Genomic DNA, 21,207 nt, shown 5'->3' with positions numbered 1-21,207 from the left:
TTTTTTTAATTGCATATATTTTAGTGGATAATTATCTAGTCGGCCTTTGATAAGATATATACTGCACAGTCGTGCCCTTCCAGTTTACTTTCCAGGGTAACTGCCTTGCGGGTTTCTTTCTCTTTCCATACATCAAAGGCATTCACTGGTTGCCATATATTCAGGTCTTTTTTGATCTGGTAGTTTACGGTCGCAGGTTTATCTGATCTGTTGAATACACAAATCGCGATGCCACCGTTTTTAAGCGGTTTAGACAGTACCTGTATATCTCCTTTACGCAGTATGGTGGTGGCTTGTTTGCCCAATTCATCCTGGTTGATGCCGATGAGGTATTTGTTTGTCAATAACCTCAGGTTATCGGCCTCCATTTTTGTGAGATCCAGGTTCAACATCAGCGGCGCATCCAGCATACACCATAATGCAAAGTGAGTACGGTATTCCGTGAAATTACAGCCTTTAAAACGTCCGTTTACGGAAGAAGAGGAACCTTTGCCATATAGTCCAACCATTAACAAGTCCGGATCGTTCCAGCCACCAGGGCCAGCATAATTAGCCAGACCTTCCTGTTGATTGAATATATCCATGATACCGGTGAGATCTTTATTTTTTGATTCCCAGATATCGCGACTATCCCAGGTGGTTCTCCACAGGTGCCCGCCTGCCGCTTTTGCCCAGAGCCAGGGTTTGCGCTGTCCCCATTCGCAGATAGCGTATACGATAGGTCTGCCGGAATGCTTTAACGCCTCTCCCATTTTGTAATAGCGACAGAAAGCGGTGTTGACATCTTCCGGCGCATTGCAGTAATCATATTTCAGATAGTCTATTCCCCAGGAGGCGAAAGTTTTGGCATCGAGATCTTCAAAATTGTAGCTCCCGGTGACGCCACCGCAGGTGAGCGTAGCCGCGTCGGAATAAATACCAATTTTTAATCCTTTGCTATGTACATAATCCGCCAGGTATTTCATACCATGTGGGAACCGTTGTGTATCCGGGAATAACTTGTTTTCTCTGTCGCGGCCACCTACCCAGTAATCGTCAATAACAAGATATTGATATCCGGCGGCTTTCATACCGTTGGACACCATGGCATCAGCCATGTCCATAATGACTTTTTCACTTACTTTTCCTTCGAAAAAGTTCCAGCTGTTCCAGCCCATCGGCGGCGTCAGGGCGAGGGAATCCCATGAAGAATATTGTTGTGCAGCTGCTATCTGACAAATAAACGTGGAGCACGCTATCAAAGCGGTTTTAAGTAATTTCACTGTTCCTGTTTTTTTAAGGGATTAAATATAGCAATAGTTTGGAAGGATTTATAACAGGAAATCAGGAGCATTCCCCGGCCCATGATTGACCAGGGAATGCAGTAGAAAAGATTAGAAATTAGTGTTCAGAATTTTGGTCGCTCTGTCGGCCGTTACAAAATCCATTGGAATAACGCCATAACGGGCATGGCTACTCGTACCAAAATAGGTATCCAGTTTAGGATTAATGTTATCTGAAACAGAAGTGATGCTTGGAATACCGAAGATCAATGGTTTGTAGCCACTGGCGAAGTTTACATACAGTACGCTTTGATCGCCGTTCTTAGCTTCTGTGAACAGGTTGTTCAGGTTAGTCCATTTTACATTGTTGTCTGGTACCTGGTACTGATCTTGTACGCGCAGATTTGCGCCTGGGTTACTGATAGAGAAGGTGGTATTATCTGCCCAGTTAGTAGCGGCAATACCTTTAGGGGTGGCAGCTGCGCCGAATCTTCTCAATAATACGATCTTACCTCTTACCTGGCCCAGGGTAGGAATAGTGGCATCGAGGTACCATTTAGAAGGATTTTTCTGTACATAGGTATCGAAGGTAGCCTCAAAGGAACGCGAGGTATTGGAAGCATCGTATTCTTCCTTTACGCTCATGATGACAGTTTCGCCGGGATTGCTGTTCAGGAAAGAGATCACCGCATTCAATACGTCATCAAAATTCATGTTCTGATAGATAGAACCATGATGAATGGCAAAGGCATTGTCGATGTGACGGCACCTGATATCCAGGAAACGTACACCCGCATTTAACTGCTCTGCAATCGTGAGGTTCTGACATTTGGCCGTTCCGCCGATAGGTTCAAAGCGGGCCCCTGAATCATGCGTTCCAGGGATAGAAATAGCCGATACAGACAGGTTATCGGATAACTGTGTCATCCAGCCAGTGAGACTAACTGCCGCCAGGTTAACATTACCTGCGATCGCAGCGGTTTTGGCTGTAGGCAGCGGTTGCAAGGAAACCTCGTCTTTCTTACATCCTGCGAAAGACATAGCAACGAGGGCTAATCCCAATGGGAAAAATAAGGGAGTTCTTTTCATATAATAGGATTTATATGAATAAGTCACATGAAAAGTTTCGTGTAACTACCCTTAACACAGACATAACATTACCGCTGAAAAAATGGAGCAGTATAAAAAGGAAAGGACTGACTGCTGAGCAATCAATCCTTTCCTTGTATGGTGGTTCCAATGAGCAGGAACCACCGGGTATTCCTGTTGATACATTAAACGACTACGCTTGCCGGCGCTACCTGGTAACCGGAGAAGGTTATTGCGGCAGCGGCTCTTCCGGAGGAGAGCGTTCTTAAAGTGGTCACATAGCCAAATAGTTCAGCCAGAGGCACTTCTGCTTTAATCACCTGGGTATTTCCTTTCATTTCCATGTGTCGGATGATACCGCGTCTTCTGTTCAGATCGCCGGTGATGACGCCGGTATATTCTTCCGGCAAAGTAACTTCCACATCCATGATGGGTTCCAGTAGTTTGGGATGCGCCTGTTGTGCAATATGTCTGAAACCTAATAGTGCAACGTGTTCAAAATCCAATGCATGGGAATCCTTATCATGTATACTTCCATCTACCAGGCGTACCCGCATAGATTGCATAGGGTATCCTGCGAGGATGCCTGTTTTCATGGCAGATTCAAAGCCTTTCTGGACCGCAGGAATGAATTCCTTAGGGATAGCCCCGCCACTGATCGAGTTCACGAATTCGAGCCCTGACTGGCCGTCTTCACGGGGACCGATTTCAAATTCGATGGCTGCAAAATTACCGGAACCACCATTTTGTTTTTTGTACACTTCTTTATGAGTAACCGTGGTGGTAAACAGCTCTTTATAAGCAATCTGCGGTTGTCCTTTATTGACTTCCAGTTGATAGTGCGTCGCCATTTTTTCCATCACCACTTCCAGATGCAGTTCTCCCATTCCTTTGAGAATTGTTTGTCCGGATACCTCATCCACACTCACTTGTAAGGTAGGATCTTCGTCCAGGAGTCTGGCAAGTACCTCTCCCAGCTTGTTGGTATCTTTCGTCAATTTCGGTTCGATGGCATAACCGATCATTGGTTCCGGGAAGCTAATCTGTTCCAAGAGTAGAGGCTGGTTGCCTTCGGACAGCGTGTCGCCGGTACGAACATCTTTCATACCTACCACTGCGCCTATATCGCCGGCTTCGATGCTTTCCACCTGTTCAAATTTATCGGACATGATGCGTAGCAAGCGACTTACTCTCATTCGTTTACCGGTTCGGCTGTTCCATACGGTATCGCCTGTACGAAGTATGCCGGTATATACTCTGACGAGCGTTAATTTACCTGCGAATTCATCAGTCATGATTTTAAAGGCCAGGGCTGTCAGCGGACTTTCGGTATCTACTGTCAGTTCCTGCTCAGGCTCCATCACATGGATGGTTTTGATATCTTCCGGCGCAGGCAGATAGGCAACTACGGCGTCCAGCAATGGTTGCACACCTTTATTCCGGTATGCCGCAGCAGCCAGTACCGGCGTTAGAGTACTGTTTAAAGTAGACTTTCTGATAGCGCGATACAAATCATCTGCTGTTATTTGCAGCGGATCTTCCGTATATTTTTCGAAGATCTGTTCATCCAGCAGGGATAGTTCTTCCAGTAAATGTTGCCGTGCCTGGAGAGCATCCTGTAGCAGGTGGGCAGGTATCTCCACGATATCATATTGTTTACCATCTTCGCTATTCCAAACCTCGGCCTGCATGTTGATCAGGTCTATGATACCGCTGAAATTATCTTCCGCGCCAATAGGTAACTGAACAGGCACTGCATTGGTATGCAGTACGTCGCGTACCTCTTTCAGCACGCGGTTAAAGTCGGCCCCTTGTCTATCCATTTTATTAATGAGAATAATTCTTGGAACGCCGTATTTATCTGCTTGCCGCCATACTGTTTCCGACTGTGGCTGTACGCCTGATTTGGCGCAGAAAACCACGATACCGCCGTCGAGTATGCGCAGAGAGCGTTCCACTTCGGCAGTGAAATCCACGTGTCCGGGAGTATCAATGATATTGATCTGATGGTCCTTCCAGTAGGTAGTGATGGCCGCGGAAGAGATGGTAATACCACGTTTCTCTTCTTGCGGATCGCTGTCCATTACGGTATTTCCTTCGTCTACACTTCCCATTTTATGTGTAAGTCCGGTGTAATACAGCATTCTTTCAGTGACAGTAGTTTTACCGGCATCGACATGGGCCATTATTCCTATATTCCTATTTAGAGATAAACGTTTCATATGAAGTTATTGATAAAAAAAGGGCCTCGCGTTTGGTAACGGAGGCCCTTTGTTATAAGCAAATGCTATCCTGTTACCGGACTATTCTGGTAATTACGATGATCAAAGTTTTGATGTTCAGGCGCATATTGCTATTAATAAAATGATGTAAACAATTGGATTGAATAATAAGGGGATACAGCAGTAATACTCCATGCGTTAGCAAGGTCATCAATTTCACCATGAAAGGAAAAGGAATGGGGAGTATTTATCAATCATATCTGGGTGCAAGGCTGCTCCCCGTCTTAAATTAAGACGATACAGGTACTTGCAATTACTGCCCTGATGACAGTACTTGCGTTACGCGCTGTACGATATGTGATGTTTGTATACATAGTAGTATAAATGAGGATACAAATTTATAAATAAAATATATCAAAAACAAATTTTGTAGGGAGACACGTAGTACGCGGCCTTCCAACTTTTCTACTTGGTGAGGTGTAAGGAATTAGTCTTTTTGTGAATGATCAATAGTCAATTTATCCCTACTATGAAACGATTAAAAATAATGGTTGCCAGGTTGCGTCCATTATTCAACGGAGCCCTTTTTGATGGAGGTCATAATATCGTTTGGTAAACTGTACATCAATTGGGTATCCGTGCGAATCTGTCCACATATCTTGTATGGAAGCATCTTTGTTCATGACCCGGATGACCGCTATTGAATCATTATGAAGTAACCGGGAAATATATACGCCAATATTTTTGGCGTCTTTCTTTTGTATATAGTCGGACAGTTCAATGCAGAGCGTATCACTGACGATATGATATAACTGTATATGATCTTTAAGGGTTACAAAGCTTTGCCGATCGGGGGTATGGATAGAATCAGGATTAATCCCCATGCTTATCATTTTTTCTTCGGCTTCCTGAATGTATTTTTCCAGTGCTTTCCATTGAGCCTGTGTTTCCTGAAAGCTGTATGCAGCTTGAGATACCCGGTTATTGGCAGCCATTGCTCTATCTTTTGGGTTTGCGAATCTTACCACCACTTTAACCAACACCAACGTAAGGATCGCAGCTGCGATGAGCAGGATGTTCTTAAATACAGGTTTATTCATAGTCATTATTGAATGTAAGACAGTATGGCTATCAGTAGTTACTCAGTTCATCATCTAAATCGCGCAGAAACTCGCCCAGCGTTACAACGAATCCTGATTTATCGCCTAATGGGAATACATCCAGGAGGTAGTTATTTTCAGCGATGATAGGTATATACGTATTTTCGAACGCTTCCAGGGAGATTGATTTTACTTCAAAATCAGACCAGTCTCCACTTTTAGATAATGCTGCATATTCGGCGGCAGACCAAATGGGTATTACCTTATGTTCATCTAGTTGTCCCATAGCCAGTGCAGCATTATTCTCCAGGATAAATATTACTTCTCCGTCGGCGATCCATTTGACGGTATATTTGTACCTGTCGAATGGAGGCAGGGCCATCACTTTTTCTAGTTCTTGCTGTGAAATTTTCTTCATAGATGTATTATTTCATTAAGCCTATCTTACCTAACAACCATTCTATTTGCATGTTGGCTTGATATGATGCACCAGAGATACAATAGCATAAATTTATTATTTTATCTTCATTAACACTAACCTCTAGCGGCATATGAAACAAAGAATCGGGCATATAGCTTTAATTGTAAAAGATTATGATGAAGCTATACAATTTTATACAGAAAAACTAAACTTCCGACTAGTAGAAGATACAACATTAACCGCTGATAAGAGGTGGGTATTAGTAGCTCCGCCAGGAGCAGGCGAATGCTGTCTTCTACTTGCCAAGGCAACTGATGAAGCGCAGATGGCCAGTATTGGCAATCAGGCAGGTGGCAGGGTATTTCTCTTTTTGTTCACAGATGATTTCTGGCGGGATTATAACGATATGCTCCACAAACATATTAGCTTCCTCAGACCGCCGAGAGAAGAGGTTTATGGCACAGTTGCAGTATTTGAAGATTTATACGGCAACAGGTGGGATTTATTACAGCCCAATGAAAATAATAAAGGAGCATTCCTGTAATGTCCATCATGGATCTCTTGTTGATGGGAATTTGTTCCCTGCAAAAGGATAAATTGTTAATTTAGTTAGTATGAATACTGATGAAAAACAAATTGAACGTGTTGCGAAAATGACTTTCGGATCTGTATATCCATCTTATCTGGCCAAGGTAGAAAAGAAAGGTAGAACCAAGGAGGAGTTAGACCAGGTTATTCAGTGGCTGACGGGTTTTGACGAAAAGCAACTGGATGCGCTTATCCAGGAGAAGGCGACTTTTCAAACGTTCTTCCAGCAGGCCACATTACATCCCAATGTCCATCTGATTACTGGTACTATTTGCGGGGTTCGGGTGGAGGAGATTGAAAATCCGCTCATGCAGCAGGTGCGGTACCTGGACAAGCTGGTAGATGAGCTGGCCAAGGGCAGAAAAATGGAGAAGATATTAAGAACTGTGTAACGTTAGCAATCAGAGATAAGTCGTAAATTCATACCACAGAATTATACCGCGTATGAATGTGTACTTTCGCCGGGGGTCCAGGAATCTCATCGAAACCGTTCTGGTATTGCTATTGTTATTGGGCTTATTGATAGCGCTTTATAAGGTATTGCATATCTTTTTTGGAGTACTCACTTTTGCACTGATATTCTCGGTGTCTTTCCATTCCTTTTTTGAGAGAATGGTAGTGAAGATGGGAGGACGGCGCAAACTGGTGGCAGTTTTTTATACGATTATTATTGTTGCAGTCATTGCCCTTCCCGTCACCTACATTATCAGTGCCATCAGCGCGCACATGCGTGAAATCGTTGACTGGATCAATGATACCCGCCAAAATGGGCTACCTACTTTACCGCCCTGGCTAATCAATATTCCATATTTAGGTCCGGATATTAACTCCTATTGGCAGAGCCTGCGGGAAAACCCCAACCCACACACTGCGATATCAGGGCACGAGCGGCAAGCCGGCGTAGTGATCCGATATGTACTCAGTAGTGGCATTGAAGTGATTGGCGCCGCGTTGCAGTTGATAATCGGGATTATCATCTCTGCCTTCTTTCTGGTGGGAGGAGAAAATGCGGTGAGGCCGGTTCGGTCCACCATTCAGCATTTGCTAGGTAAAAAGGATGGACAGGAACTATTGGAAGCCACTATCATGGCTGTTAAAGGAGTATCTATTGGGGTGATGGGTACTGCATTTATTACAGGAATTGTATCGTGGATTGGATTTGTTATTGGTGGGGTGCCGTTTGCATTGGGATTATCAGCATTGGTTTTCTTTGTGGTGTTAATCCAGATAGGTCCGCTGGTGATATGGATTCCGATAATGATCTGGATGGCTACGCAAGGGCATCCCGGTACTACCTTATTCCTCGTCATCTATGGCGTCGGCTTACAGATAGGAGAAGCTATTCTAAAACCTTTATTGATAGCGAAAAGTGGTAAATTGCCGTTTCTTGTATTATTCCTGGGTGTAGTAGGAGGTTTGGCGGCGTGGGGATTTACAGGAATTTTCAAAGGCGCCATTATCATGGCTGTATTTTATACCGTATTTAATTCCTGGTTGGCAGGGAAAAGCGAACCCCAAACAGGAGAATAATTGAGTGTGCATGAAATCCGCATCTATCAGCGATATCAAGAAAGAATTACAAACCTTACCACCGGCCAGTTTGATGGCCTTATGTTTGCGACTGGCGAAATTCAAGGCCGACAACAAAGAGCTGCTCACCTATCTCCTCTTCGAAGCGGATGATCTTCCTGCCTATGTAAACGCTGTCAAAGAGGAAATTGATGAGGCGTTTAACGAAATAGACCGGGATAAATCCTACCTGGCTAAGAAGAGGTTGAGAAAAACTATCCGACTAACTAACAAGTATATACGCTATGTAGGCGATAAGGAGACAGAAGCGGAACTGCTGTTGTACATATGCCAGAAAATGAAGGACTCCCATATGGTGAGCAGCCGGAATACCCAGATCCAGAACATATACATGCAGCTGCTGAAGAAATCAGTAAAGGCAATAGATAGTCTGCATGATGACCTGCAGTATGAATATATCAGAATGGTGAATCAACTGGAGATAAATTAGCGGGGTTGCTCCGGTAGCAGTAATCAGCCTGCAGATGACATACCTGCAGGCTGCAGACAGTTGCTCCATTAGTTGGGCAAGTGTCTCTCCGTTATAAATTTTACATGATTGGATAAAATACCCGAAGGGGTTCTTTGCTGTTTGTTGAATATAGCCGTATTGGCAAATACGATAAAGCTGTCTTGTGCTCTGGATACGGCTACATTGAGCATATTTGGCTTATTATCCCGGTCAAAAAACATGGTGCCGGCATCACCTTTCCCGTATACCATGGAAAAGAGGATGATAGGGCGTTCTGCCCCCTGCAATGCATGTACAGTCCCTAATTTCAGGATGGAGGTATCAAATCCCGCCTCCTTTAAAGCATAGATCAGATTATTCTTCTGTCCAACAAATGGCGTAATGATCCCAACCGCCTGTTCCAGGCGCCCATACTTCTGTTCAATTTTCTGCCGGTTGGCGATTAACCAGTCAGTGATAGCCGTTACTTCCTGCATATTATACCTACTGCTGCTGGAAGTGTTGGAATTCCCTTCCACATGTATGCAAAACATGGGCGGGAAAGGGTTATCCGGAATACTTTTCCCTTTTAGCGGCTTTAGCAGGCCATTATATGCCAGTTCATTGCAGTAGTTGATAATTTCATCATAGCAACGGCGATGCTCCACCAGCAATACCCCTTTTTCGGCCAGTCCTTCTTCCTGGTAACAGCATGCATTCTGGGCCATTTTCATAATACTTCCGGTGGAGGCCAGAAAGCCCTTCGGATCGAAAACCTTTTCGTAAACAAGGTCATTATAATCGCGAATTAGACCACCCTTCTTCAGATTCCCCACATCCATTTTGGGGGTGATATTCCAAACGGGTTCAATTTGTTTCACATCGCCTACTACCACTGCTCGTCTGGCCAATGCGAATGTAGCGATTCCTACTTCCGGCGCTACTTGTCCTGCTTCATCTACAATTAATAAGTCTATAAATCCATACAACGGAACGTTATCAAATAAGGGGACTCCTCTATCCGATTTTTGCAGGAACCGGGAAGAATTGAAAAACTTGGGCGACATATAAAAGGTACTAACAAAGCATGGGGTAATCATGGCCTGGCGCAACCATCTGTTCTTTGCTTTTTCTTCATTGTTTCCAGTAAAAATATCCGTGTTCAGGTCTTCTTCCAACTTCAGGAGCCATCTCCCTTCCCAATAGTGGAGCGCCAGTTGGAATGCTTCGTGTCTCACCGAAACATCCAGTTCATCATAAAAACAATTCGGGCTGGAGGCGGTCCTGTCATTGTTTCTTAATCCCATTATTTTGAACGATTCTTTTTCCCAATACGCTGTTTCGTTTGCAGGAGGATTGCCTTTAATGGCATGTGTGGCTTTCCAGCGATTCCATTCCTTTATTATTTTGACAGCATGTTTGGCGAAGTTTATTTTCTGGTCAATCTTCTCTAAAATGTCCTGTTGAACATAGGAAAAGTCGGTTGGAGTAGGAATCAGAGAATCGCGCAATACAATACGTAGTTCCGATGCGCGTTTCCTCCAGGATGCCGGAATATGCAGAAAGCAGCCCAGTTTCCGGAAAACAGATTCATTCCGGAAATAAGATACTACTTCCTTTTCCAGGGAAGAAAGTGCGGTAAGATCTCTTCCAAAGGCAGTTTCTGTCAACATTCCTTCAGAATAGTAGTCTGATTGCTCCGTATATGCGTGGCAGTAGGATGCATTAAAATCTATTGCTACAGATTGATATGCTTCCCATATTGTGGAGGCTTGTTGCAGCGATGTTTGGAGGGTTGATAGTCTTTGTTGCAATTTTTCGACGATCGCCTGGATATCCAGCAATGGTGAGGAAAAATAGGCGTGACCCTTCTCCAGAAAATAATTTTTTGCCGTATATAAATAATCGGGCTGTTCCAGTTTACTGAAAATGCCTTCCCCACTTAATTTCTTATAGTTGATATCTTTTAGCTCAGTGGGTGTTTTACTGGCAGCAGGGAGGTATGTTGCATAGCCGTTTACTTCCGGCAACCATCTTCCCTGGAGCGGCCCTGGTTGGGTATTTGACTTGGAGAAGCTCTCTATGATATTGGTAACTGCCTGGTTATTGGTGGAGCATGCGAGTATAATGGCAGGGTCTTGTCCTTTAATAGCGCTTTCCACCATCATATTGGCCACTATACTTTGCAACAAGGTTGTTTTTCCGGTACCTGGAGGACCATTAACGGCGAATACTTTATCCTCAGCGCCGAGGAAGGTATAAAGACTTTTCCGTTGGGAGATGGACAGCGGGAAGTTGAATCCCATTTGTCCCATATGCAGATGATTGGCAGATATGAGTTTATCTACAGAGACAGGTGCGCGACTGACATCATTATTAAGCGTAATGAAGTCTGTCAGCAGAGAGGGGATCTTGTCTCTCTTTAATATTTTCTCATACAATTCAATGATACTGATGGCAGCAGCCATCTCCTCATCAGGCAGGAGTATTAAGCCGTTGGTCACTGTGGCAAAACCCTCCGTTACGTAATTTTCAATCGTTTGATCTACGACTAGCTTAAATACGTTTTCAATGTATTGAATATAGTCTGTGAAATTCCTGTAGGCTTCTTTTCCTGTAGCTGCTGCTGCATCTACTTTTTCTACCGTACTAAAAATGAATTCCGTTTTTTCATCGGCCAATGGTTCCAGGTACTTTCTTTGAAAAAGGGGGAAAAAGTCTTCCGGTAAACTGAGTGTGCCATTGCGGTTAAGTCTGGCATAATACCAAAAGGGAAATTTTGATTTTTTATCTCTCAGGAAGATCGTACGTTCCGGCAATGGCATCAATTTGAAGGGTGCGATGAGTACTATTGCACTTTCCAGGGTAGTCCAGTTCTCACTGTCCCTGATGGAGACTCCTTTCTTTTTGTTAACCCGTTGTTCCTCTGCATCAATCAGTTTATTTACAAGGTCGGTTTGTAGGATTTCTGTAGAGTGTATATGGAAATGTTCGAGTTCAAAATATTTTAATTTCTCGATATCGATATCAATGGAAAGGGCATCCATTAAACTTTTCTTCCAGTAAGCAAGCCAGGTATTGAGCTTCATAGTTCTTCAGCGATGAGGGTTGATAGAATACAGATCAGCGTCAAATATACAAAGTTGGCCGGGGTTCATCAAGAAATACGAATTATAAATATTCAACATATTACATATCGTATGTGATCCTTATTAAGGCCTCGAATATGATAAAAAGGTTAAGCACCTGTTAAGCGGATAATAACCTATAAATGAGACCATAAAAATTGGTATATTTATTCTTACCTCAAAACTCCTTAGAAAATCATCGGGGATAAGTGACTTCAAGTTCAGGCAAATTCTGAGGCCAAGAGTGTTCGAACTGATAAATACTTATACTTTATCATATGTCTTTTGGAAACCAAAGCTCTTTCACTGAAAAAGAGCAAGCTATCACGGAAACAGTTGAAAACAATCAGTTATTCGACTATGATCATTGGAATGCTCAGCTCTCCACGCTTAGCGGCGATTACCAGGGAGCCAGTCCATATCCGCATATTGTATTAGAGAACTTCCTGAATCCTGCTGTTTTGCATGAGTGCACCCGGGAATTCGATCAATTGAATGAAGGCGATGGCTGGATCAATTATGTTCATTACAATGAAAACAAGGCAGGATTAAACAACGTTGATCGGCTACCTACTACCATAAAGCGCACCATTAATGAACTGAATTCACCAGAATTCCTCGAGTTTCTCAGCACATTAACAGGTATCAAGGGCCTCATGAAAGACGATCTTCTGGAAGGAGGCGGTATTCATCAGTCCAAGCGCGGAGGCTATCTGAATATTCATGCAGATTTCACCGTACATCCTCACCATCGGCATTGGCAAAGGCGAGTAAACGTACTCGTCTATCTCAACCATGGCTGGGAAGAAGAATGGGGTGGTAAGTTGGAGCTCTGGGATACCAAAATGCAGGCATGCGAAAAGAAAGTATTGCCGATCTTTAATCGCTGTGTTATTTTCAATACAGATGCGGACTCCTACCATGGACATCCGGAACCCACTACCTGTCCTGAGGACAAGCACAGAAGATCCATCGCATTGTATTATTACACAGAGGAAAGTCAGCCTTTCCGCAGAGCTACGCATTATATGGTACGCCCAGGAGAAGGTCGGAAGAAATTCATGGTAAAGCTGGACAATACTATGGTGGCGGTTTACACGGAGATCAAAGGGATGCTTGGCTCCAACGATAAAATCGTGAGTAAAGTATTACGGTTCTTCTCCAGAAAAAAGTAACAGTATATTCATTGGAAATAGAAAATATAAAAGGCGTTGGAATCTACTCCAACGCCTTTTATACTTTACTTTTCAGCAGTACTGTATTTACTTGGATAACAGTTCTCGTTTCAGGAACACAAATCCATTTTTACGATACAGTTCTTTTAATAAGTTGTATTTTTTATAGTTGTCTACCCTATCCACTTTGGTTACAAAGTAAACGGGTTTATCAATATTGCCTGTCAGCAGCCATTCTTCATCATAAGATTGCTGATTCTCTGGTTTTTCTTTGTGCGTATAGAAGAATGGGCCATAACTCCAGTAGCCTAATGTGGTAACATAGCAATCTTCTCCTTGTCTTTGCTCAAAAAACTCGATGGCGGCTGCTTGTGAGTATTTTTCCACTTTGGGAACGATAATGGCCGCTGCCAGGAAAATTACGAGGCCAGTACCAACAAAATAAGTAGTAGCTGCCTTCAGGTAGGCTTGTTTTTTTAACTGCCATAATCCTACAACAATAGTGACTACCAGCAAGATGCCTACTATTCCTTCCCATCCGTTCCACTTAACATCAGCAGCCATATTAGCCTGGGCGAAAGTATCGTGTACATAAGGAATCAATTGTTTAATATTAAGGGCTATCACTGCCACAGCCAGTATTACCAAGGCAATAATTCCACCGAGTACTGTCGTCAATACGCCTACATATTTCTTGTACTCCATTTCCTTTCTGTCCCATTTATAGAAGGAATAGGCGGCGAGGAAAGTAATAGGGAACCAGGCCATGGAGGAATAGTGAATAATGCGTGACTGTACAATAGTGAATAAGATAGTGACCACCCAGAATAACAGCAGCATCCAGATTTTAAAGTCTTTATCAGCTTTACTGGTATAGCGTCCTTTAAAGAAAGCGGGGATCGCGAACAGAGAAGCCGGAAAACATCCGATGAGTAATACGATGAAATGATACCCGAAGAATCCCGCCTGGCCTGCATCGTGAGTGGTAAACAGACGGTACTGGTATTTCAGGAACTCTGTAATAAACCAGGGGCCGTTCTTTGCGGTTTCGTATCCGTACCAGGATAGCGTCACCAGTGCGGTGACTACTAAAAACAACAGGGCATGTCCCCAGCCAAAAAAGATCCTGAACTTGTTATAGACAAAGTAGCTACCTAATACTAGTAGGAATACCATTAAGGCCACCTGTCCTTTAGTGAGAATGGCGAGCCCCATGAAGACCCCGGACCAAACAGCATAGTACACCGGTTTTTTAGGTAGTCCTTCTGTTTGAAGTCCATTTCGCTTCCAGTGGTATAGGATAAAAAAGTACAAAGACAGAAAGATGAACAGATTAAACCAGGGATCGATGATGCCGGATTTGAAATACATATTAGGGAACAAGGAGCCACCGAAAGCCAGCGCCCACAAGATTCCGAACTTTTTGTCATACAGTTTTGACCCACAAAGGAAGAGGACTACCAGGGTAACGATACCGCAGATCGCATTGGGAAGGCGCGCTGCAAATTCATTGATACCAAATATTTTCATGGACACGCTCTGCATCCAGAAGAACATTGGTGGTTTTTCCCAAAAGGGTTTGAAATTGACGTAAATTCTGGTATAATCGTCCAGTTTCAGCATTTCCCTGGAACATTCTGCAAAGTTGATCTCATCCCAATCAAACAAATGAACCCGACCCAGAAAAGGAATGAAAAAAAGCGCTGCAATCACTACCAACAATAGGATATTCGATAATTTGGTTGTACGCATATTGCCCTTATGTAAATGGATGTATTAAACAAATATAGGGGCATATCATCTCATTTGCAAATCAATATATCAGTTAGGCATACCTACCATAACAATGTCTGGTTCCACTCGTGTAACTAGCTGCACAAAACTGCTGCCCCAACCTGTACCCGCGCTAAAAGTTGCAATACAGGAAATAATTGCCAATACTTTAAGCGCTGGTCTAAGGCTAGCGGCAGCCGTTGTTTATGTAAATTAATGCTGTTGTTTCAAACAATCCAGGTATTCCTGGAAGCTATCTTCATTGATGCGGGTCAGCGCTTCATTCAGCATAGCCTTTCCGTACAGCCATAGTCCCTGAGGCGTATCCATCGACAAACTGCCGCTTCTTAACTGCTGCCCTACTGTTGGCAGGTCAGTTTCATTCGGGTCCAGATTATACTCCGTATCTGCAGGTTGTTGTTGCATGGCTAATTGCAGGAATTTGGATGCATATACGAGTCGGCATAACTGTTTCAGGACTTTAAACCTTGCCAGTTGTTCCGCAGACGGATCGCCTTCGAAATAAGCATGAAGGAAGGATGCTTCCAGCTCCCCAATTGGAGCAAAGAAAATAGCAGCGATGCTGAGATCAACGAACCTGTCGCTTACTCCGGAAGTATCCCAGTCTACCATCCAAAGTCGTTGTCCATCACAAAGTACGTTACGCGGGTTGAGATCATTGTGACAGAATACGGCAGCACTATCATTCCAGGGGTAAACCGCTTTGATATGTTCGTATTGGAGTAAGGTATTTTCTTTGACAGTTCCGGTCAGAAAACCGTTGTCTGCATACCATGAAAAAGTTTGATCAAATATCTTGGTTACATCCGTTTTCCTGGCGTCGGCAGGGAGTCCTGCCTGGTGCAAAGCACGGATACGGCTACTAAGTTCCGTGACCGTTTGTGTTGGGGAAAAGACGGTATGTGTCGGTTGATTGCGTACAAAATCCGTGATATAAAGCCCCATTGCATCATCCATGTAGTAAGAGCCGGGAGCCACTCCCGCCCCTACTGCGAGTTGATATTTTTCTGTCAGGCCTTTTTTGTCGACATGATCAGGAATTAGCTTTAGCAGATAATCTCGGCTCTCTGTTGTAATCAGAAATACAGTGGCATCGGAAAGTCCGCCGGTCAATAGTTTCACGGCAGTCACAGGTTCAGTGATCGTTTGCTGAATGGCGGTTTGTAACGGTATTTTTTTCGATACAGGGATATATTCGTAAATAGTAGAAAGCATGGTATGTTCGTTGAATATAGCTCAAGGTAGTGAAAATTCAGGGAAGGCAGAGGTGATCATTAGGTTAAGCTTGCAAAGGGAGATGCAAAAGGAACATTAACTTGTCTACTTCCCCGCGAACTGTTAACCGATCCTGCAAAAGTGTTAATGAATGTTAATATTGCTTTGGACCCTCTGATGAATCTGTTACATTTGTTACATGGATAAACTAATCAGGCGTATTTGGTGGATTGTAGTACCCACGGCACTGTGCGTACTGACATTCCAATTGTACTGGCTCCGCACCTCCTATGTCAGCCAGGAGAAAAGCTTTGCACAGGTGGCCACAGACGCCCTGCAAAAAGCCCATGACCTCACATTGGTAGAATCTGTGAAGCAAATCAATCCCGGCGGGAAAAAAGACAGCAGCGGTAGGATAAAACTAAGCAGCAGCATACGATTCAAAAATGAGGACAAAGGCATGGTCGACTCCCTGCTGAAAGCCACCGGCCATCAGTCAGGTATCCGCGTTATCTCCTCTTTTTCCAACAAAGGAATAGACAAAGACAGCAATGCCGTACTAGAAAAAGAAATTAAGACAGAAGGCAGCAATGTTGATTATACCCGGCTCCTGGCCAATGTACTGGCCATGTCCGACCTTATAGAGATAGATACTGCCAGACTAGCCAAAAATTATAAAAAAGAACTGGAAAGCAGGCAAATTACCCTGCCCTTCCGCATATCCGGCTCTCTGGGCGACCTTGTAATGGAATATCCGGCAGGCTATGTGGCGATTCCGGTTGTCAGACAGGGTAGAACCATTCTTCTCACGGCACAATTTGAAAACGTCAGTAACCTCCTCCTGGTAAAGATCCTCTGGCCTATCCTCCTCTCCTTTTTCCTGGTTTTGCTGATCATCGGCTGCATCTGGATTCTCTGGCGCATCATCATCCGACAAAAACGCCTGGAAGAGATGAAAAATGATTTCATCAGTAATATCACCCATGAACTGAAAACGCCCGTAGCCATTCTCAGAGCCACCAATGAGGCATTGCTCTCTTTCGGAGGTATGAACGATGCGGAAAAAACAGAAAGATACTTACGCCTGGGACAAGATGAAATTCATAAACTACAAGGACTCATAGAGAATATCATGTCGATGACCAAACTGGAACATGGCCAGGAGGAATTCGCTGAAACAAAAGAAGAAATAGTCTTACCCACATTTCTCCAGTCCTTCATCACCCGGTTCACAGGTCTGCCTGGCGTACAAATCACGTTAGACATACAAATTCAAAACGATCGCCTGGAGTCATACCCAGACACGCTAAAAACGATTTTTTCCAATCTGCTGGATAACGCCATCAAATACACGACGACCGCCGAAAAACCAGTACTGTTACAGGTTAGAGAAGATCAGCAACAGTATACTTTTTATATAATTGATAAAGGCATCGGAATAGATAAACACCATTTGCCTTATATCTTCGATAAATTCTATCGCGTACCGCAAGGCAATATCCACGAAGTGAAAGGGCATGGACTAGGCCTCAGTCAGGTAAGAAAGCTGGTAGAAAGGCTAAATGGCTCCATCCAAGCGGAAAGTACTCCCGGAAAAGGCACGACATTTACTATTCAATTGAAAAAATCATGAGTCAACCTATACGATTATTGCTGATAGAAGATGAGGAAGTATTAGCCGGGGTCGTGGCCGAAACCCTGGAAATGAAAGGATTTGAAGTGATGAAAGCATACAACGGCGTACAGGGGTTAGCGTTATACCGCAATTACAAGCCGGATGTTTGTGTGGTAGATATCATGATGCCTAAAAAAGATGGTATCACGCTGGTACAGGAAATAAGGGCCACCGATAGTAAAACCCCGCTACTGTTCCTCACTGCCAAAGGAGAAATACAGGACGTGATAAAAGGTTTCCATGCCGGCGCAGACGATTATATCAAGAAGCCATTCAGTATGGAAGAACTGATACTGCGCATACACGCTTTGCTGAAAAGAACGATGGGGCCCAAAGAACAGCCGCTCCATGCCAACCACCTGCGTATTGGGAATTATGTATTCGACTTTGACCGGCAACTTTTGCAACATAATAACGGCGACCAACGCCTCTCTCAAAGGGAAGCCGAGATACTTAAAATGCTGGCAGATAACCAAAACAATATCACCGCCAGAAAAGATATCTTATTGGATTTATGGGGAGACGACAGCTTCTTCAATTCCCGTAACCTCGATGTATACATCACCAGACTCCGTAAATACCTGCAACTGGACGAAAATATCCAGATCATCAATGTTCGGGCAAGAGGCTATAAACTCATCATATGAAATTTTAACATTCATTAAGACTATATCCAGTTTCATTAACCCATTCCCGAAATAAGCCACCATAGCTTTGCTACAGACAAACGCAAATCGCTATGATAAAGTGGAGATCAGCCATTTTCTTTCCATGCCTGTTCATTCCGACCATTGGAATTGCACAACAATCCTTGCAAACTGTTATCTACGATGACAGTAATAAACACCCTTTACATGGCGCCACCATTCAACTGCATCGCGCCGGAGACACCGCCATCATTCGTACAGGCATCAGCAATCAGGAAGGGAAAGTTGCGCTAACCGGCCTTTCCAACGGCAAATATGAATTGAACATTCATAGTCTTGGTTACCAGGATAAACATTTAGCCGTGATCATTCCTGGTTCCTGGCCAGACAGTATTGCCCTTGTTCCGGGAATGATGCTGAAAGAAGTTAACATCACAGATAATGTTCCTGCAGTCCGCATGAAAGGCGATACGCTGGAGTATAATGCCAATAAATTCAAAACAAAAGACAATGCGGTTGTAGAGGACTTACTGCGCAAACTGCCCGGCGTAAACGTAGATCGCGATGGCACTATCAAGGCGCAAGGAAAAGAAGTGCAAAAGATCCTGGTAGATGGAAAGGAATTCTTCGGCAGCGATCCCACCATCGCTACCCGTAACCTGCCCGCCGACATGATCGATAAAATACAAGTACTCGATAAACAAAGCGAAACGGCGGAATTCACTGGTATAGCCGATGGACAACAAACCAAGACCATCAATCTCGTTACTAAAAAGAACAGAAAACGAGGCTCCTTTGGGAATGCCAGTGCCGGCGTTGGCACAGACAACCGTTATGAAGGCGGTGTCAATGTCAATAGCTTTATGGGAGACATGCAGCTGTCGGCATTGCTGAAGGCAAACAATGTCAACAAATCTGGCTTCAATGCCTCTGAACTGCTGAAGTTAATTATGCAGGACAAGGAAATGCTCAAAAATCTGCCGCCTGCTGCGTTATCAGAGTTATCGCGTATGAAGGGCGTCAGGATTGAAGGGAATCAAGGCGCTATCGCGGAGATTGCCCGTCCTGTGGGACTAACAGATACTAAATTTGGTGGACTCAATTTCAACAATGACTGGAATAATCTCAAACTAAGGAGCAGCTACTTCTTCAACGACAATCACTCCAGCAATACTTACGATTACGCCCGGCAATATCGCCTGCCAGATACAGCCTATAACTACAATCAGACGGGCAATACCCGCAGCAATTTCACCAATCATCGGGTAGACCTCAGTGGAGATATCAAATTCAGTGCACACACGTCTCTCAAAATTATGCCGAATATAAATTTCAGCGCCAACACCAATCAACAGGATCGTCGTTATCAATCGTTCACCGCCGATGGAAAAACTTTGCTGAATGAGGGTACACAATTCAGTAACGGTAATAGTCAGCAACAATTGTTCAACACCAACTTTTTACTACGGCACAGATTTGCACAGCCAGGACGCACTATTTTACTGGAAGCAAAACCCGGATACTATCGAAATAATGGCGAGACTTATAATACATCCACCAGTAATTTCTACAATCTTCCCGGCGGTCAATACCAGGAAAATATAGATCAAAAGCGGGAAGATAAAGCCACCGTGTATAGTCTGAATACAAATGTATTGTATACAGAACCGCTCTCTCGTGGACTTAGTCTTCAGGCAGGGCAACAGTTTTACTTGAGTCAGGGAAAATACGACCGGTTAGTATTCAATCGCGGTATGCCAGATCATTATAATGAGCCGGATCAGTTGTTAAGCGATCGGTATGATGCCAACTCCTGGCAATACACAAGCAAACTCTTACTGGCAGGAAATTACAAACGGTTCTTATATACGTTGGGGACAGGGTGGCAGCAATATTATATCAAAGGGAATTCCGATTTCAAAGGTTACCATGTAAATGCCAATTACAATGCATTACTACCGGAGGCTTATGCTGAGTGGAAACCGGACAAATATGCCAAGTTGAGTCTGCGTTACAGAATGGAAACAACCGCTCCATCAGTAACCGATCTGCAACCGCTCGAAGATAACAGTGATCCGCTTTATATCCGCCAAGGAAACCCATTGCTGCAACAGAAAAAAATGCAGCGGCTAAATCTCTCGTATAATTCCTTTCGGTTAAATGGTCAGGGTTTCTTTGTGAATGGCGATTTCTCTTATTTCAACAAAGATATTACGGACAGTATTGCGATTGTTTCATCCAGCGGGAAACAACGGATTATACCAGTGAATGTCGGTGGGAATTTTAATGTTGCGCTCTCAGCCGGGAAGAGCATGAGTATTAACAACAATGGCTCCTCTTTCTCCGCAGGGATTAGCACCGCTTACAGTACCCGCACTACTTATACCAACGGTCTGGCAAATACCAATCGCACTGTAACTATTACGCCCGACATGCAGTTGAACTATTACCTGGGAGATAATATCAATCTGTCCGCCCGAGGCAGCGCATCCTGGAATAAGCGGAGTTTCACGGGATCGCCGTTATTACCGGAACAAAACTGGTTGTTGCTTTACGGTCTTGAATCCATTGTCTCCTTACCTGCAAATACCACATTAGAAGCCAGTACAGATGGCTTCAGCTCATTGGGAATGGCAGCAGGATATAACAATACTATTCTGTTGCTGAACGCAGCTATTACCAAAGGTATTGGTAAATCTTTCTCTCTGCGTGCAGAGGCCCGCGATCTGCTTAACCGAAATACCAGCATCAATCGCATTAACGGTAACGGCTATATCGAGGATAGAAAAAACAATGCATTAGGAAGGTATTTCCTGATCAGTGCTATTTATAAATTCAGACATTTTCCATCATCAAAAACTAAACACTAAC

General features: G+C 43.8%; 17 protein-coding genes. 9 read left to right on the top strand and 8 right to left on the bottom strand.

Going from position 1 to position 21,207, the window contains the following annotated elements; genetic code table 11:
- Nucleotides 1-35 precede the first annotated feature (35 nt).
- Together CLV59_RS12910 and CLV59_RS12905 are read right to left on the bottom strand one after the other, a co-directional pair.
- Nucleotides 36-1,262, bottom strand: a complete 1,227-nt coding sequence (locus CLV59_RS12910) for a glycoside hydrolase family 27 protein (protein WP_211323842.1) — start codon at nt 1,260-1,262, stop codon at nt 36-38.
- A 111-nt stretch (nt 1,263-1,373) separates the two neighbouring features.
- Entirely contained in the window at nt 1,374-2,351 is a 978-nt protein-coding gene (locus CLV59_RS12905; RefSeq protein WP_111592463.1) for a phosphatidylinositol-specific phospholipase C, read from the bottom strand.
- Nucleotides 2,352-2,365: 14 nt separating this feature from the next.
- Here CLV59_RS12905 and CLV59_RS28770 point away from each other — a divergent pair, with 14 nt between their 5' ends.
- A complete protein-coding gene (locus CLV59_RS28770) occupies nt 2,366-2,620 on the top strand; it encodes a hypothetical protein (protein WP_146616186.1) in 255 nt (84 codons plus the stop codon).
- On the opposite strand, the gene fusA is transcribed toward CLV59_RS28770, so the two are convergent.
- The 3 genes from fusA to CLV59_RS12890 all read right to left on the bottom strand — a co-directional run bounded on the left by fusA (nt 2,537) and on the right by CLV59_RS12890 (nt 6,091).
- Nucleotides 2,537-4,573 (bottom strand): elongation factor G, encoded by a 2,037-nt coding sequence (gene fusA / locus CLV59_RS12900; RefSeq protein ID WP_111592462.1) that lies wholly within the window; start codon nt 4,571-4,573, stop codon nt 2,537-2,539. The two genes, CLV59_RS28770 and fusA, sit on opposite strands and share 84 nt — an antisense overlap.
- A 572-nt stretch (nt 4,574-5,145) precedes the next feature.
- On the bottom strand, nt 5,146-5,673 hold the full coding sequence (locus CLV59_RS12895; protein ID WP_146616185.1) for a hypothetical protein: 528 nt from the start codon (nt 5,671-5,673) through the stop codon (nt 5,146-5,148).
- 31 nt (nt 5,674-5,704) lie between these two features.
- Nucleotides 5,705-6,091 carry a DUF2750 domain-containing protein gene (locus CLV59_RS12890; protein ID WP_111592460.1) on the bottom strand — a complete coding sequence of 129 codons (387 nt, stop codon included), beginning with the start codon at nt 6,089-6,091 and terminating at the stop codon, nt 5,705-5,707.
- 133 nt (nt 6,092-6,224) lie between these two features.
- Between CLV59_RS12890 and CLV59_RS12885 the strand changes: the two genes are divergently transcribed.
- From CLV59_RS12885 to CLV59_RS12870, 4 genes are all read left to right on the top strand, one after another.
- On the top strand, nt 6,225-6,638 hold the full coding sequence (locus CLV59_RS12885) for a VOC family protein (protein ID WP_111592459.1): 414 nt from the start codon (nt 6,225-6,227) through the stop codon (nt 6,636-6,638).
- Nucleotides 6,639-6,708: 70 nt separating this feature from the next.
- Nucleotides 6,709-7,074, top strand: a complete 366-nt coding sequence (locus CLV59_RS12880; protein WP_111592458.1) for a DUF2200 domain-containing protein — start codon at nt 6,709-6,711, stop codon at nt 7,072-7,074.
- Between the two features lie 52 nt (nt 7,075-7,126).
- The gene (locus tag CLV59_RS12875) at nt 7,127-8,212 is read left to right on the top strand and encodes an AI-2E family transporter (protein ID WP_111592457.1); all 1,086 of its coding nucleotides are present in this window, start codon (nt 7,127-7,129) and stop codon (nt 8,210-8,212) included.
- A 10-nt stretch (nt 8,213-8,222) separates the two neighbouring features.
- Nucleotides 8,223-8,702 carry a hypothetical protein gene (locus tag CLV59_RS12870; protein ID WP_111592456.1) on the top strand — a complete coding sequence of 160 codons (480 nt, stop codon included), beginning with the start codon at nt 8,223-8,225 and terminating at the stop codon, nt 8,700-8,702.
- Between the two features lie 68 nt (nt 8,703-8,770).
- On the opposite strand, the gene CLV59_RS12865 is transcribed toward CLV59_RS12870, so the two are convergent.
- Nucleotides 8,771-11,791, bottom strand: coding sequence for a DEAD/DEAH box helicase (locus tag CLV59_RS12865; protein WP_111592455.1), 3,021 nt, complete (start codon nt 11,789-11,791; stop codon nt 8,771-8,773).
- Nucleotides 11,792-12,108: 317 nt separating this feature from the next.
- Here CLV59_RS12865 and CLV59_RS12860 point away from each other — a divergent pair, with 317 nt between their 5' ends.
- Entirely contained in the window at nt 12,109-13,005 is an 897-nt protein-coding gene (locus CLV59_RS12860; RefSeq protein ID WP_111592454.1) for a 2OG-Fe(II) oxygenase, read from the top strand.
- Between the two features lie 87 nt (nt 13,006-13,092).
- On the opposite strand, the gene CLV59_RS12855 is transcribed toward CLV59_RS12860, so the two are convergent.
- Both CLV59_RS12855 and CLV59_RS12850 read right to left on the bottom strand, forming a co-directional pair.
- A complete protein-coding gene (locus CLV59_RS12855; protein WP_111592453.1) occupies nt 13,093-14,757 on the bottom strand; it encodes an ArnT family glycosyltransferase in 1,665 nt (554 codons plus the stop codon).
- Nucleotides 14,758-14,991: 234 nt separating this feature from the next.
- On the bottom strand, nt 14,992-16,014 hold the full coding sequence (locus CLV59_RS12850; protein WP_111592452.1) for a phosphotransferase: 1,023 nt from the start codon (nt 16,012-16,014) through the stop codon (nt 14,992-14,994).
- A gap of 199 nt (nt 16,015-16,213) precedes the next feature.
- Between CLV59_RS12850 and CLV59_RS12845 the strand changes: the two genes are divergently transcribed.
- The 3 genes from CLV59_RS12845 to CLV59_RS12835 all read left to right on the top strand — a co-directional run bounded on the left by CLV59_RS12845 (nt 16,214) and on the right by CLV59_RS12835 (nt 21,206).
- Nucleotides 16,214-17,647, top strand: a complete 1,434-nt coding sequence (locus tag CLV59_RS12845; protein ID WP_111592451.1) for a sensor histidine kinase — start codon at nt 16,214-16,216, stop codon at nt 17,645-17,647.
- On the top strand, nt 17,644-18,336 hold the full coding sequence (locus CLV59_RS12840; RefSeq protein ID WP_111592450.1) for a response regulator transcription factor: 693 nt from the start codon (nt 17,644-17,646) through the stop codon (nt 18,334-18,336). Before CLV59_RS12845 ends, CLV59_RS12840 begins: the two co-directional genes overlap by 4 nt.
- Nucleotides 18,337-18,428: 92 nt before the next feature.
- Complete coding sequence (locus CLV59_RS12835; RefSeq protein ID WP_111592449.1) at nt 18,429-21,206, top strand: TonB-dependent receptor; 2,778 nt, start codon at nt 18,429-18,431, stop codon at nt 21,204-21,206.
- Nucleotide 21,207 lies beyond the last annotated feature (1 nt).

Origin of the sequence: Chitinophaga dinghuensis, assembly GCF_003259435.1 — a bacterium.
Classification (GTDB): Bacteria; Bacteroidota; Bacteroidia; order Chitinophagales; family Chitinophagaceae; genus Chitinophaga; species Chitinophaga dinghuensis.
The sequence above is the reverse complement of the archived record's forward strand: the minus strand, read 5'-3'. Positions and strand labels throughout refer to the sequence as shown.